The organism is Accumulibacter sp., from assembly GCF_023806565.1.
In the GTDB taxonomy this organism is placed as follows: domain Bacteria; phylum Pseudomonadota; class Gammaproteobacteria; order Burkholderiales; family Rhodocyclaceae; genus Accumulibacter.
On the sequence record NZ_JAMTDV010000119.1, the window covers coordinates 58605 to 72227 of the forward strand.

Below are 13623 nucleotides of genomic sequence, written 5' to 3' on the forward strand. Positions count from 1 at the left end.
ATGGGACATCCAATGGGACATCCGGAGTTTTCCCGGGGCGGGGCAATGATCTCGCGGCAGATGCAGGTGCTGTCGCGCAACATGGATAAGGCGCTGCATGCGGCGACCTGGTTGTGCGCGCTGAACCTGCCGATTCTCAAGATCTCGATCAAGCCGACCGGAGCGGTGATCACGGTGGCGTGCCGGCCGATCCTGTTCCGCCTGTTCGCCCGCGACTGTGCCTGGCGGCAGCGTCGGAAAGTGGGTGCGGCGATCGTCTATACGTGGTTCGCGGTGCGTTACGGCGCCCGCATCGAGTGGGAGGAAATCGAATGTCGAGCCTAGAAACCTGCTTCCTCGGGCTGGGCCTGGGCAACCTGGCGCAGTCGGACCCGGAAATCGCCACCGAAATCGTGCTGTCGATGATCATCTTCGGGTTCGTTCTCCTGACCCGCTTGATTCATCCGGCCGCGATCGAATCGTCGGTGCTGGTGCTCTCCTGGCTGTTGCGCGCGCTGATCGTGCCGGTCTGCCTGCTGCTCGGCCTGCTCCGGTTGGCGCTGTGCCTGGCGGCCGAGCTGATCCGGGACGCCCTCGTCGGCGCCGCGCGGGCCTTCCGGCGCACCTGCACCGCCTTCCGCCTCTGGCGATTCCTCGGTAAGCCGTGGGCGGTCGCCTGGCACCTTTCCGGTCGGAGAAATCCATGATTGGCGCCCGCCAGCAACGACACCGCTTCACGCCGGAAGACGAGGCACGGATGCTCCGGCTTTCCCAGGCGGGCTGGAGTGGGCGCAGGATCGCCGCTGAGATCAGCTGCAGCAAGAGCGCGGTCAGCGATCGGCTGGCCCTGCTGCGCAAGCGCGAACAAATTGCCGCACCGGCGCCGAGGCGCGCGTGGAAAAAGTTCACCTGCGAGGAAGACCGCCGGCTGCTGACGCTATACGCCGATGGCCTCAGCGTAACGCAGATCGGGGCGGAGATCGGGCGCACGCACCAATCGATCTACGCGCGCCTGCACCTGCTGCGGATTCGCGGCGGAGCGGTGACCCGGGAGACGCCGGAGAAAAAACGCCGGCCGGTGCCCGGCTACGCTGGCGTCGTCCGCTGCCTGGGAGGATGCGAGCAGAACTTTCTCTCGTGGGACCGCCGCAAGAACCGCATTTGCCCGACGTGCCGCAATCGCCAGAGCCAGACGCACGGGGTAGCCGAACATTCGCTTTATCTTTGACCCGAAAGGACCCCCATGAACCCCAAGAGAACCCGTTTCAAGACCGTGGCGGCGCCGACCGTGCCGCAGACGCGCGAGGAGGTGGCGGAGCTGATCGCCGGCATCGGCATCGACAACCGCGAACTCACGATGATGGAAGTGGAAATGAACAACGCGCTGGCGCGCATCAAGGAAGACTACGAGCAGCGCGCGGAGCCCGCTCGCCGGCGCATCGAGGCCGCGCAGCGGGGCGTGCAGGCGTTCTGCGAGGCCAACCGGCAGGAACTCACGGCGAACGGCAAGGTGAAAACCCATCAATTCACCACCGGAGAAGTGCAATGGCGGACGCGGCCTCCGAGCGTGCGGATCACCGGCGAGGAATCGGTGATGTTCTCGTTGCGCGCCCTCGGCCTACTCCGCTTCCTGCGCGTGAAAGAGGAAATCAACCGCGAAGCGATCCTCAACGAGCCGAGCGCGGTGGCCGGTGTGCCGGGAATCCGGATCAGCCAGATCGAAGATTTCGTGGTGACGCCGTTCGAAGTCGAACTGTCGGCGCGGGAGGCCTCATGAACACCAAGGAATTGGCTGCGATCGTCGCGCAGGTGACCGAGCAGCCGAAGGAAACGGTCGAGGAATGCCTGCGCACGGCCTTCGAAGTGATCGCCGATGCGCTGTCGGATCAGGAAGTGTGCAAGCTCGCCGGCCTCGGCCGCCTGCAGGTTCGCCAGGTGGGCATCGAGCGGCTCGTGCGCCTGGCGCCGCATGGGCACGAGAAGCGGATGGCGCCGCACGCGGTGCGCTTTCGCGCGATCAAGCGCCTGCGCATCGAGGTGAACATCCGGGCGGCCTACGCATGAGCGCCGCCGCAAACCGGCCGGATGGCACCAAGGAGCGCAGCCGCCTGATCCGGCTGATCCACGTTGGCCGCCGCGAGCTGCAAATGAGCGACGACGCCTGGCGGGCGTATCTGCAGCGGGCGTTCGTGGTGGAATCCTCCACACAACTTTCGCTGCCGCGCCTGAAAACGGCGCTGGCGCATCTGCGCCGGCTCGGCTTCCGGCCGGAAGGGGGCGCTGCGCACGAATGGACCTTCGTCGATACGGCCGCCGCTGGCCGGCAGCCCTTGCTGCGCAAGATCATCAAGCTGATGCAGGCCACCGGCGTGGAACGCGGGCAGCAGGTGCCTTATGTGGAGGGGATGGCCAAGCAGATGGCCGGCGCCGGCGGCCGCTTCAACGTCCACAAGCCGCTGCCGATGTGCGACGAGTACGAACTGCGCTGGATCGTCGTCGCGCTGGTCAAGCACCTCAAGCGCCGGGAAGTTCAGGCCGATGCCCGTGCCGACACCGCCGCTGTCGCCTGATGACCTCGCCGGCACGCCCGTGGAGAACCTGCCCGACTCGCTGCGGCAGCTCATCGAGCTGGTCGGCGTGGCGGCGGCGCTCTCCCTGGTACGCGCCTTTGCCGGCAACGTCATCCAGATCCCGCTGCGCTCGCGGCCGGGCGGCACGATGCGCGAAAGGCTCGTCCATCTGATGGGCGAACCCTTGGCCGAGCGGCTGATCCAGGCCTATGCCGGCGAGCGGATGCCGATCCCGCGCTGTGCGCAGGCGCTGCGCGATGCGCGCGATCGCGAAATCATCCGCGCCTACGACGGCGGCGCTTCGGTCGTGACGCTGACGGCGCAGTACGCCCTCACCGACCGCCAGATCCGGACGATTCTCAAGCGCAGTCCGGCAAAGACCCTCCCTGGCCTGGCGGGCTTCCAGCCGGGCCTTTTCTGACCGACAAGCAAGTTACTCAAGGAGCAACCCAGATGACCCCGCAACAACAACGATGGATGTACCCGATGACCAAACAGGAACCGGCCGCAGCGCTGGTCTGGACGCTGGCGGCGCTGGCCCTGGGGCCGCTGTTCGTGCTCTGCGACGCGATCGACGCGGCGCACCGGGAGCAGGGACGGCGGATGGCGCAAATGGGGGCGTGGACGCTGCGCGACAAGCGAATGCCTGAAGCGAGGAGGAATGATGCGTAAGAAGAACAAGGTGATGGTGGACGTGCGCGGGATGTTCTCTCGGATGATCATCGAACGATCCACCAATAGCTATGGTGATCCCGTGGTGTCGATCCGGTGGGGGGGTGCATGCGATCCGGTAATTGAGGTGACGCATGATGAGGCGCTGGCAATTGCCAACGCGATTCTTAAGCTTGTGCCCACCGGGGATTGACTCCCAAGCGCGTTGTGATACCGTGACGGACAGAGCAAAGCCGCCTTTACCGCGGCTTTTTGCACGTCCAACGAGAGCGCTGACACCTTACAGGCGAAAGGTCGGTGGCAAAACAAACCAAGGCCAGCGAGAATCCGGCTTCCACCCGGTACGGCGGATGGGATTTCGCGCGGGACTTTTCGACGCAGTTCTTCGCCCTCCTCAACACCGGGCGCATCTTTCCGGCCCTGTTGGTGTTACTTGCCTTGCTGATGCTGCTTTTCGGTGTCCGGATGCCCACCGAGGAACTGGCTCCCTTGAGCAATCATTTGCTCGACGCGCTGAGCGGATGGACGGGGGTATTTTTCCTTCTCCTGGTCGTTACCAACTGCGGGTGGATGCTCGTCTTTCACGAGCGCGACAAATTACACCAGCAGGAGATCAAGCGGTTGACCGACATCCGCAGCCAGCTCATGCACGGAGGGGATATGACGTTGATCAAAGAGCATCGCAGCAGCGACGGAGAACAACAGGAAGGATATTTGTTACCTAGCCAACAACATAGTTCGCGGGAGGGTGGATCGCCATGAGTCTTCTGGTTTCGATGTTTGTCATTACGACCTCGATGTACTGCTTGTTCCTGCTCATCCGGGAGTACAACCAACTGGTCTTCACGCGCTTTCGCTATCGTTACTTCGCCTTGCGCGACGAACTGGCGCTGTTGGTGATGACCGGGCATATCATGGAATCGTCGTGGGAGTATCAACACATTGTCAGGACCATCAATTTCCACATCAGCGCCGTCGAAACGATGTCCATCACTGATGTGGTGAGCTTGCTCATCCGGTATCACACCTCAGAAGACGGAAAGCGGAAAGTGCGCTACCTCATCAGGAGAGTGGATGACCCCGCCGTCGTCAGCATTCTGGTGCGCTACATGGGCGTCACCCAGGATCTCCTGCGCCGGAACAGCCGTTGTCAAATCGTCATGATTCGCGCGGTCAAGCGTCTGTTCGGACCCGACATCCGCCAAGGAAAGCACGAATTTGTGCAGAATCCCAACGAGGCCATCAACGCCATTGAGCAAAGCAAGTCCGATCTTCTGGCCACCGTCAAGAATGATTCACGGTACCCGATGGCGGTCGCGTGAGTAACTCTCTCCCCGAGATCTTGGCTTGGTCGCCTTGGTCTTGTTCATGACGCCTTTACACATGGTGTAAATCCCCCCCCAGCCCCGCCCCGCGGGGCTTTTTCTTTCCTGCCCTGAAGCGCTTCCAGGCAGGAAGCGTCGCGCGCGCGCGGGAAAATCCCGCCCATGGCACGCGTCGAACTTTCCCCCCAGCCCACCCGCACCAGCGCCAACGGACTGGCGCTGATCCAGCGCTTCGAGACGTTCCTGGCCACTCCGCGCAAGGGCTCGCAGGGCTTCCTGGAAATCGGCTGGGGGCATGTGTTGCGGCCCGACGAAGCGCAGGTCACTCTGGTTAATCGCCAGCAGGCGGAAGCGCTGCTGATCGAGGACCTGCGAGTGTTCGAGATTTACCTGCAGGCAACGATCCGGGTAGAGCTCGCGCAGCATGCCTTCGACGCCTTGATCAGCCTCCTCCGGGATGTGGGGATCCGCGCTTTCGAGCGTTCGGATATCCGCCACCTGATTCAAGCGGACAAGCCGCAGGAAGCCGCCCGCACCTGGCGAACGTGGGAGGGGCCGCGGCACGGCGCGCGGAATCTGGAGCGCCGGCATGCGGAGGCGAATCTCTTCCTGAAAGCGAGCCTCTCGTTCTACGGACACCCCGAGGACGAACACTTTGCCGCGTATCTGCCCGAATGAGCGATCTCTTTGACCGGGCTTCCGACCGCCAAGCGGAATTGCGCTCCCGATGACCACAACCACCATTTACCCGACCGGCGGTATTGACGACGTTGCGAGGGTGGCCGAGGTCCTCGGGACGGCGCTCGGCGGCGTCTCGCCCAATCACGGCCAGACGCATAACTTCGAGCTCGAATCGATCCTGGCGCTGAAAAATCTTCTGGGCGCGTCCGTATCCCCGGCCGCGGGGTCGGTGCTGTACCGGTTGGGATTACTAGAAGGGGTCAACAGCGGTGACGAGACAGCAGCTCGGATTGCCGCGCTGATTGGCGGAGACGTGTCGCGGCTCATCCTGCAGCAGCTTTACCTGCAGGGCATGTCCAAACCGCTCGTGAACGTCACCACGCCGTGGCTGTATGCCCCATCCGGCACAGTTGTAGCTGGCGCAGCGGGCGGGGCGTATGTGACGCTCGGCACCGCTTTGCCGGCGGCAATCCCAGTTGCTGGGAAAGTCTATCTCCCGGCGGTCGGGAGCCTGTCGGCTGGCTGGTACGATTTTTATTCAGCGACTACGGGGCAGGTCAATTTGGCCTCTGCCGTCGCGTCTGGCGGGGCCTACACAGCGACGACCGGCGTGGATATCGTCGGACCAAGTTACACGCTCCCAGGTGGAGCTTTGGGTCCAAACGGTTATATCGAGCGTTTTATCGAGGGGTGGATCCCCAACACTGCGGGGAGCAAAACGACGAAGGTGTTGGCCGGAGCGGCCGCGATTTGGCAACTAATCTACACGACATCGCTGTCGGTGTCCTCGCCCAGCGTGACGAAGAATCGCAATTCGCAAAGCCAGCAGCAAACCGGATTTTATGGCACTACGACAGCAAACGGGGTGTCGACGATCAACGCGTTCATGGACCCCGCGGTGGACCTGTCGGCGTCGACGACCATCTCTCTGTCGTTCCGCCTATCCGCCCCGACGGACTATTTCTGCCTGCTCGGATGGCGCGAGCGAGCCACCTACGGGGCATAAAGATGGCATCCCTAGAATTTCCCAACAACTTGTCCGGACTGGACGATGCAAAAGCGGTTGCGGACCCGAAAAACGTCATCATCTTCCCGGATCGGATCGTCGTCCAGACTCCACCGGATTACCAGCCGGATGACTCGGACTCCACTCGGTACCTTGGTCTGCAGGAATTCCGCGAGCGGTTCACCGATACCGAGTTGACGGGAATCTCGGCGTCCGAAGACCCATTGGTGCGCAAAGCGCTGGTGAAAATCACGACCCGCGACGATCGGCGGGTACCGTTCAGTGAAGAAACTCGGGCGGTGCTGAACCATATGGTGTCTATCGGTTTGCTGGCCTCCGACCGTCCGGAGAAGCTGCTCGAATGAACGCCGACTGGAACGACCTCGCCGTCGACTGGAACGATCTGGGGTGGGGATGGAATGGCGATGCGATCGGGCAAGAGGTCTCCCTCGCCGCCGACCCGAGCTACCGATCCGTCGGCACCCGGCGCTCGTTCGTGACGGTGGGCGAGGAGCGCGTCTTCCGCTCTCCCGGCCGCGCTCGGAGCTTTGTCGCATGAGATCGTCCTGGCCGGAGAAAAACCCCGAAGAAGCGCTGGTGGCGGAGTTTTCGTTTGCCAACGAGATCGTCGAGGGCGAAACGATCACGGGCACGCTGATTACCTGCAGCGTGCTCTCCGGAACCGACGCGAGCCCCGCCCTGGTGCTCAACGGCGCACCGACGGTGGTAGGCAACTCGGTGCTGCAGCCCTTTCATGGCGGCCTCAATGGGGTGACCTACCTGCTGCGCTGCGTCGCGACGCTCTCGTCCGGAAGGATATTGGTCAGATCCGCGAGCCTTCCGGTGCTCTTCCAATGAGCGATCTCTTCGACCGGGCTTCCGCCCGCGAAGCGGAGTTGCTCGCGGATGCGCTGTACGAGCAACAGCAACGATCCGGACTGGCTGGAAAGACGCTCGCCGACTCGGCCCACGAATGCGTCGACTGCGACGAACCGATTCCGGAACGGCGGCGAGCGGCGGTACCGGGCGTGCAACGCTGCGTCGATTGCCAGCAGCGTGCGGAAAGGGGGCGCCGTGAACGTTGATTACGGTGCGGTCCGCTTTTATCTGGATCTGATGATCCTCCTGCTGGTTTCGTGCCACTCGGGATTCACGATCTGGGACCGGCGCAACAAGGTGACGCAGGAGGCGGTCACCAAGCTGCGCGAGGACGTGCACGGGGAGGTGGAGAAGCTGCGCGCCGATCTGGATTTGCGGCGAAGGAGAATCGACGAAACGATGGATGCCCTGAAAACAAAGATCTCGGATGCGCCGACGCGGATGGATCTGACGCGGCTGTACGAGGTGATCGGCGATGTTTCGCAGCTGGCCAACGAACTGCGCGGCACGGTGCAGTCGCTGCAGAACACGATGCATCTGATCAATCAACACTTGCTGGAGAAGAGTCATGGATAGCGCTACCGCGCATACCTTCGCCGACCGCGTGCGCGAGGAGTCCCGCCTGGAAATCCTGCGCTGCCTGGCGGACGCGCCGGAATACACGGCGAACGACGGCCTGTTGCACGGGCACCTGCTGACCTGCGGGCTGACGGTTTCGCACGCGGCGCTGCGCACGCAACTGGCCTGGCTGAATGAGTTGGGCCTGGCGGTGGTGCAGCGCGCCGGCGGCGAGCTGGGGATCACGCTGGCGACGATCACCGACGCCGGGCTGGACGTGGCGGCCGGCCGCTCGCGCGTGCCGGGGATTGCCCGGCCACGTCCGGGGGCCTGAGATGCCGTCGCGTTCGTCGGTTTCGCAGTTGCCCGAGGCGTTTCGCGAGGAACTGAATCGCCGCCTGGTGGAGAACGATTTCAGCGATTACGAGGGGCTGGCGGTCTGGCTGCGCGGCGAGGGATTCGAAATCTCGAAGAGTGCGCTGCATCGGCACGGCACCCAGCTGGAACGGGATTTCGACGAGGCGATGGCCGACGTGCGCCGGACGCGCGCGCTGGCCAAGGCGGTGACGGCCGACGGCGACGAGGGAGAGGTGCTGGCGGTGACGAGCGGGATTCTGCAGGAGCAGCTGCTGCGCATTTCGATTGCGCTGCGCCAGGCGGATTCGGACCCGGCAGAAGCGGCGAAGAGCATTTCGATGGTGGCGCGCGCGCATTCGGATGTCGGCCGCCTGCAGGTGGCGCTGGCGAAGTGGCAGGATGAGCTGAAGTCGAAGGCGGCGGCCGCGGCGCAGGCGTGCGAGCAGGTGGCGCGGCGAGGCGGGTTGACGGCGGAATCGGTGGAGACGATCCGCCGCGAGATCCTCGGAATTGCCTCGTAATGGTCCCCCGCTTGCCCAATGCGCCGACGCCGGCGGTGCTGCTGACGTACCAGCAGGAGTGGGTAGCGGACCAGGCCGAAGTCGCGATCTGGGAGAAATCGCGCCGGATCGGCGCTTCTTGGTGCGATGCTTCGCAGGCGGTGCTGACGGCAGCGCAGGAAAACGGCATGGACGCGCTGTACATCGGCTACAGCGAGGACATGACTCGGGAGTACATCGACGATTGCGCGATGTGGGCCAAAGCGTTTTCGTTCGCGGTGTCGTGGTTCGGCGAGGTGGTGTATTCGGACGAGTCGACGGATATCAAGGCATTCCGCATCGATTTCGCGTCGGGCAAGAAAGTTCTGGCACTCAGCAGCCGGCCGCGGTCGATCCGCGGCAAACAGGGGCGGGTGACGATCGACGAGGCGGCATTCCACGACGATCTGCCAGGCTTGATGAAGGCGGCGCTGGCAATGCTGATCTGGGGCGGCAAGGTGCGCCTGCTCTCTTCGCACAACGGCGCCGAGAATCCGTTCAACGAGATCGTCGAGGACGTGCGCGCCGGGAAACTTGGCTATTCGCTGCACCGGACAACCTTCCGTGAAGCGGTGGCGCAGGGCCTGTATGCGCGCGTGGCGTTGATCCAGGGCGAGCGGCTGAAGGAGCGTACCGAAACGGCCTGGGTCGAGCGCATCTATGCGATGTACGGCGACACGTCGGCCGAGGAGCTCGACGTGATCCCGAGTTCCGGCAGCGGCGCCTGGCTGACGCGGGCGCTGATCGAGTCTTGCATGGCGCCGGACATTCCGGTTCTGCGCCTCGCGATGCCGGATTCCTTCACGCTGCTCGCAGGCTACCTGCGCGAAGCGGAAATCCGGGATTGGTGCGAAGCACATCTGCTGCCGCTGCTCTCCGGGCTCGATGCGAACCTCGATCATTTCTTCGGCGAGGATTTCGCTCGCACGGGCGACCTGTCGGCGCTGTGGCCGCTGGCGCAGAGCCGGACGCTGCAATGGCGGACGCCGTTCGTCGTCGAGCTGCGCAATGTGCCGTTCGAGCAGCAGAAGCAGGTGCTCTTCTACCTGGTCGATCGTCTGCCGCGCTTTCGCCACGGCGCGCTCGATGCGCGCGGCAATGGCCAGTATCTGGCCGAAGTGGCACAGCAGAAATACGGCATCAGCCGCATTTCGCAGGTGATGCTCTCGCTCGAGTGGTATCGCGAGCACATGCCGCGGCTGAAGGCGGCGTTCGAGGACCGGACGCTGCTGCTGCCGCGCGATGCGGACATTCTTTCCGATCTGCGCTCGGTAAGCATGGAAAAGGGGGTGGCGAAGGTGCCCGATCAGGCGCACCAGCGCGGATCCGACGGCCGGCCGCGGCATGGCGATACGGCGGTGGCGCTGGCGTTGGCGTCCTTTGCGACGCTCTCCGATTCCGGGCCGGTGTTTGTCGAGAGCCGGCCGGGCGGGGAATACTTGGATTTCCAGGGATACTGACATGGCCCAATTCCTCGCCGACATGCTGGCGACCCGCGCCAACGCGCTCGATTTCAGCGCCTTGCTGGGTGTTCTGCCGAACCCGGACCCGATTCTGCGCGCGCAGGGGAAGTCGATCGAGGTCTACCGCGATCTGCGGGTAGATGCGCACGTCGGCAGCTGCTGCCGGCGCCGCAAATCGGCGGTGAAGGCGCTGGAATGGGGCATCGATCGCGGCCAGGCGCGCGCCGGCGTGAGCAAGGCGATCGAGTCGATGCTCGCCGACGTGGATCTCGATCGCCTGATCGGCGATTGCACGGAAGCGGTGCTGTACGGCTATCAGCCGATCGAAATCGGCTGGGGCAAGGTCGGCGATCTGATCGTTCCGCGCCTGCTGGAAGCGAAGCCTCCGGAATGGTTCGTCTTCGACGCCGATAACCTGCTGCGGCTGAAGACGCGGCGCAGCCCGTTCGTGGGGGAAGCGTTGCCGGAGCGCAAGTTCCTGTTGCCGAGGCAGGATGCGACCTACCAGAACCCCTACGGTTTCCCGGATCTCTCGATGGTCTTCTGGCCGACGCTGTTCAAGAAGGGCGGCGTCAAGTTCTGGCTGAAATTCACCGAGAAATACGGCATGCCGTTTCCGGTGGGCAAGCAGCCGCGCGGCGCCAGCGAAGCCGAGCGCAGCACTTTGCTCGACAGCCTGGAAGCGATGGTGCAGGACGCCGTGGCGGTGATCCCGGACGACTCGTCGGTCGAATTGCTGAGCGTCAGCAACACGGCGCACGCCGACCTCTACGAGAAGCTGGTGATGTTCTGCCGCAGCGAGGTTTCGATCGCGCTGACCGGAACCAACCAGACCACCGAGGCGTCGTCCAACAAGGCCAGCGCGATGGCGGGGCTGGAGGTGGCGCACGACCTGCGCGACGGCGATGCTGAGGTGGTGGCGGCGGCGATCAATCAGCTGATTCAGTGGATTTGCGAGATCAACTGGGGCGCGGTCGATCGCCCGCGCTGGAGCTTCTGGGACCAGGAAGCGAAAGACACGCTGCAGTCGGATCGGGACAAGTCCAACTACGATGCGGGCGCACGCTTCACCAATGCCTACTGGCAGCGCGTCTATGGCTACCAGGATGGAGACCTGGCCGCGCCCTCGGCGCCGGCGGCGATTCCTGGGGAAGCCGCTCTTCCCGGCCAGACCGCCGTGCCCAGCCAGTCCGCTCCCGCTCCCGCGTTCGCCGATCCGGCGCCGGAAATGGCGCTTTCGGACCAGCTCGCCGAAGCGGCGGCGGCCCCGTGGCAAAAGGTGCTCGGCCAGGTGCAGGCGCTGGTCGAGGCAGCGCCCGATCTGCCGACCCTGCAGAAAACCTTGCTGGCTGCTTTCGGGGACCTCGATACCGCCCGCCTGGTCGAGATCATGCAGGCCGGCTTCGCGCTCGCAGAGCTGCGCGGCATGGTCGATGCGCGCGACGGCTAGGCGACGCTGCCGACGATCGCCAAGGGAGACGATGTCCTGCTGGGCTTATTGCTTTGAGCGACCATGAGTAAGGCGAAATTCGGCTTCCGCGGGCCTTTCGCGGAACAGCTCGCGTTCTTCCGGCAGAAGGTCAATCTGGATTCCCAGCGTTGGGATGACCTTTGGCGGGAGGAGCACGATCGGGCCTTCATCGTCGCCGGGGCGCAGGGCGCCGATCTGCTCGCCGACCTGAACGCGGCAGTGACCAAGGCCATCGAGCAGGGAACGGGCCTGGAGCAGTTCCGCCGGGATTTCGCGGCGATCGTGCAAAAACACGGCTGGACCGGATGGACAGGGGAAGGCAGCAAGGCCGGATTCGCCTGGCGCACGAAGGTGATCTACCAGACGAATATGGCCACTTCCTACGCGGCCGGGCGTTACAAACAGCTCACCGACCCCGAGTTCCTGAAGCTGCGGCCGTACTGGCGCTATGTGCATAACGACAGCGTTCTGCACCCGCGACCCCTGCACCAGCACTGGGGCAATATCCGCCTGACGCTGCGCTGGGATCACCCGTTCTGGGATACTCACTTCCCGCCGAACGGATGGGGCTGCATGTGCCACGTGACGGCGGTGGCCGGCCCGCTGGAAGGCGATGCCACCGAGCCGCCGGAGGGTTGGGACCAGCGCAACGAGCAGGGAAGGCTGCCGGGAATCGACTCGGGTTTCGACTACACGCCGGGCAAGAGCGTGGTCGAGGAGCTGCGGGCGATCGTGGACGGCAAGGTGTCGACGCTGCCGGAGCCGTTGGGACAGGATATCGAGAATCTTGCGCTGAAGGTGCTGGCCGACACGCCGGTCGTGGCGACACCGGAGGCCGATCGATCTGTGGTCGAAGCGGCGGTATCAGCAACGCTTACGGCGGCGGATTTCCCGGATTTCGTGAAGGGGTTGGGGAAAGGCGAGCGCCCCATTGCCTTCGTCCCACCGGACATCCAGGGCATTCTCGATGCTCAAAGCAATGTGCTGTTGCTTTCTCATGCGACCGCGGTCAAGCAGTACCGGGAACACTCCGACATCTCCGTGGAAGATTACGCGCGTGTTCAATCGATGCTCGATCATGGCGAGCTGCGGCAAGACAGAGACCTTCACCTGGGCGTGATCGAGGACCAGGGGAAGTGGTTTTATGCGGTAATCAAAGCCACGAAAACGGGCAAGTCCGTATACCTGCAATCACTGAGAAGAACCAACGAAAGCGACATCGCCGCCATCCGGGCGCGCAGCCAGCTGGTCCGGTCGGCAAAATGAAAAAGCACGCCAGTTGTGGAAGCGCTCAACCCCACACGGACCCGAAGGCTACCCGGCTGCGCTGATTTTCCCTGGCGTGCAAAACCATTATAGGATTGCCAAGGTATCCTGCCAAGTAACTACCTGCCTACCTACCCTTACAAAATGACTGCCTTCATTATTGAAGTCAAAGATTCCGGTGTTCAGGCCGCGCTCGATGCGCTGGCCGCCAAAGTCAGTAACATGCAGCCATACCTGCATGCGATCGGCGAAGACATCAAGCATCGCGCAGAGGCCCGCTTCCAGACCAGCATCGGGCCGGACGGGCAGCGTTGGCTACCGAACGCCCGCGCGACGATCGAAGCGTACATTGCCAAGCAGGGTGGCTTCGGCAAGAAGGGGATCAACCGAAAAGGCAGGGATCTGGCCATGAACAAGAAGCCCTTGATCGGCCTCTCGCAGAGCCTCATGAGCCAATTCCACGTGGACGCCACCGCCGATCAAGTGACCGTCCTCAACTCCATGAAGTACGCCGCGATTCAGCAATTCGGCGGTCTTGCCGGGAAACCGGACAAGAATGGCAAGAGGGTCAGCATCCCCGCGCGTCCCTTCCTTCCAATCCATGAGGACGGCACGCTCTACCCGGAGGATCGGGCAAAGATTCTGGACGCTCTCAACGCCTATTTGATGGTCCGCTAGTCATCCTTGCCGGCTATCACGTGATGTAACTTCGTTGCATTTCCCATCCCTCCAAGACTCCCCAAATCCCGCCTCTTCCCGCATTTATCGCGCAAAAGCCCCCCCATTTATCGCGCTTGCCCTCAGCAGTGCCGCTCGCAGGCATCGGAGGATCATTGCAGTAGCGATTTCAGTTCGTA

At 63.5% G+C, this 13623-nt stretch carries 24 protein-coding genes; all 24 read left to right on the top strand.

All coding sequences use genetic code 11. From position 1 onward, the window contains the following. The 24 genes from NFV80_RS13840 (at position 1) to NFV80_RS13955 (ending at position 13444) form a co-directional block, all read left to right on the top strand. Positions 1-324, top strand: coding sequence for a hypothetical protein (locus NFV80_RS13840; RefSeq protein WP_295330480.1), 324 nt, complete (start codon positions 1-3; stop codon positions 322-324). After that, positions 312-686 carry a hypothetical protein gene (locus NFV80_RS13845; RefSeq protein WP_295330481.1) on the top strand — a complete coding sequence of 125 codons (375 nt, stop codon included), beginning with the start codon at positions 312-314 and terminating at the stop codon, positions 684-686. The genes NFV80_RS13840 and NFV80_RS13845 overlap by 13 nt, the downstream gene beginning before the upstream one ends. Beyond that, a complete protein-coding gene (locus NFV80_RS13850; RefSeq protein ID WP_295330483.1) occupies positions 683-1207 on the top strand; it encodes a hypothetical protein in 525 nt (174 codons plus the stop codon). Before NFV80_RS13845 ends, NFV80_RS13850 begins: the two co-directional genes overlap by 4 nt. 15 nt (positions 1208-1222) lie before the next feature. Beyond that, the gene (locus tag NFV80_RS13855; RefSeq protein WP_295330485.1) at positions 1223-1756 is read left to right on the top strand and encodes a host-nuclease inhibitor Gam family protein; all 534 of its coding nucleotides are present in this window, start codon (positions 1223-1225) and stop codon (positions 1754-1756) included. After that, entirely contained in the window at positions 1753-2043 is a 291-nt protein-coding gene (locus tag NFV80_RS13860) for an HU family DNA-binding protein (RefSeq protein ID WP_295330487.1), read from the top strand. Before NFV80_RS13855 ends, NFV80_RS13860 begins: the two co-directional genes overlap by 4 nt. Beyond that, positions 2040-2549: a phage protein GemA/Gp16 family protein gene (locus tag NFV80_RS13865; protein ID WP_295330489.1), complete on the top strand. Its 510-nt coding sequence runs from the start codon at positions 2040-2042 to the stop codon at positions 2547-2549. Before NFV80_RS13860 ends, NFV80_RS13865 begins: the two co-directional genes overlap by 4 nt. Further along, positions 2518-2970 (top strand): Mor transcription activator family protein, encoded by a 453-nt coding sequence (locus NFV80_RS13870; protein ID WP_296759042.1) that lies wholly within the window; start codon positions 2518-2520, stop codon positions 2968-2970. The genes NFV80_RS13865 and NFV80_RS13870 overlap by 32 nt, the downstream gene beginning before the upstream one ends. A 65-nt stretch (positions 2971-3035) precedes the next feature. After that, on the top strand, positions 3036-3221 hold the full coding sequence (locus tag NFV80_RS13875; RefSeq protein ID WP_295330493.1) for a hypothetical protein: 186 nt from the start codon (positions 3036-3038) through the stop codon (positions 3219-3221). Next, positions 3211-3414: a hypothetical protein gene (locus NFV80_RS13880; protein ID WP_296759045.1), complete on the top strand. Its 204-nt coding sequence runs from the start codon at positions 3211-3213 to the stop codon at positions 3412-3414. Before NFV80_RS13875 ends, NFV80_RS13880 begins: the two co-directional genes overlap by 11 nt. 104 nt (positions 3415-3518) lie before the next feature. After that, the gene (locus tag NFV80_RS13885) at positions 3519-3983 is read left to right on the top strand and encodes a hypothetical protein (protein WP_295330497.1); all 465 of its coding nucleotides are present in this window, start codon (positions 3519-3521) and stop codon (positions 3981-3983) included. Beyond that, entirely contained in the window at positions 3980-4543 is a 564-nt protein-coding gene (locus NFV80_RS13890; RefSeq protein WP_295330499.1) for a hypothetical protein, read from the top strand. Before NFV80_RS13885 ends, NFV80_RS13890 begins: the two co-directional genes overlap by 4 nt. Positions 4544-4708: 165 nt before the next feature. Continuing rightward, positions 4709-5224, top strand: a complete 516-nt coding sequence (locus tag NFV80_RS13895; RefSeq protein WP_295330500.1) for a lysozyme — start codon at positions 4709-4711, stop codon at positions 5222-5224. Positions 5225-5273: 49 nt separating this feature from the next. Beyond that, the gene (locus NFV80_RS13900) at positions 5274-6233 is read left to right on the top strand and encodes a hypothetical protein (RefSeq protein ID WP_295330502.1); all 960 of its coding nucleotides are present in this window, start codon (positions 5274-5276) and stop codon (positions 6231-6233) included. 29 nt (positions 6234-6262) lie between these two features. Further along, positions 6263-6598, top strand: a complete 336-nt coding sequence (locus NFV80_RS13905; protein WP_295330504.1) for a hypothetical protein — start codon at positions 6263-6265, stop codon at positions 6596-6598. Further along, positions 6595-6792: a hypothetical protein gene (locus NFV80_RS13910; RefSeq protein ID WP_295330506.1), complete on the top strand. Its 198-nt coding sequence runs from the start codon at positions 6595-6597 to the stop codon at positions 6790-6792. The genes NFV80_RS13905 and NFV80_RS13910 overlap by 4 nt, the downstream gene beginning before the upstream one ends. Continuing rightward, a complete protein-coding gene (locus NFV80_RS13915) occupies positions 6789-7091 on the top strand; it encodes a hypothetical protein (protein WP_295330508.1) in 303 nt (100 codons plus the stop codon). The genes NFV80_RS13910 and NFV80_RS13915 overlap by 4 nt, the downstream gene beginning before the upstream one ends. Further along, positions 7088-7318, top strand: coding sequence for a TraR/DksA C4-type zinc finger protein (locus tag NFV80_RS13920; protein WP_295330510.1), 231 nt, complete (start codon positions 7088-7090; stop codon positions 7316-7318). Before NFV80_RS13915 ends, NFV80_RS13920 begins: the two co-directional genes overlap by 4 nt. Then, a complete protein-coding gene (locus NFV80_RS13925; protein WP_295330511.1) occupies positions 7308-7688 on the top strand; it encodes a hypothetical protein in 381 nt (126 codons plus the stop codon). Before NFV80_RS13920 ends, NFV80_RS13925 begins: the two co-directional genes overlap by 11 nt. Further along, a complete protein-coding gene (locus NFV80_RS13930; protein ID WP_295330513.1) occupies positions 7681-8004 on the top strand; it encodes an ArsR family transcriptional regulator in 324 nt (107 codons plus the stop codon). Before NFV80_RS13925 ends, NFV80_RS13930 begins: the two co-directional genes overlap by 8 nt. A gap of 1 nt (position 8005) precedes the next feature. Further along, complete coding sequence (locus tag NFV80_RS13935; protein ID WP_295330515.1) at positions 8006-8548, top strand: phage protein Gp27 family protein; 543 nt, start codon at positions 8006-8008, stop codon at positions 8546-8548. After that, positions 8548-10026, top strand: coding sequence for a hypothetical protein (locus NFV80_RS13940; protein WP_295330517.1), 1479 nt, complete (start codon positions 8548-8550; stop codon positions 10024-10026). The genes NFV80_RS13935 and NFV80_RS13940 overlap by 1 nt, the downstream gene beginning before the upstream one ends. Position 10027: 1 nt before the next feature. After that, a complete protein-coding gene (locus NFV80_RS13945; protein ID WP_295330519.1) occupies positions 10028-11479 on the top strand; it encodes a DUF935 family protein in 1452 nt (483 codons plus the stop codon). A 63-nt stretch (positions 11480-11542) separates the two neighbouring features. After that, entirely contained in the window at positions 11543-12766 is a 1224-nt protein-coding gene (locus NFV80_RS13950; protein ID WP_295330520.1) for a phage minor head protein, read from the top strand. 144 nt (positions 12767-12910) lie between these two features. After that, entirely contained in the window at positions 12911-13444 is a 534-nt protein-coding gene (locus NFV80_RS13955; protein WP_295330522.1) for a phage virion morphogenesis protein, read from the top strand. Positions 13445-13623 lie beyond the last annotated feature (179 nt).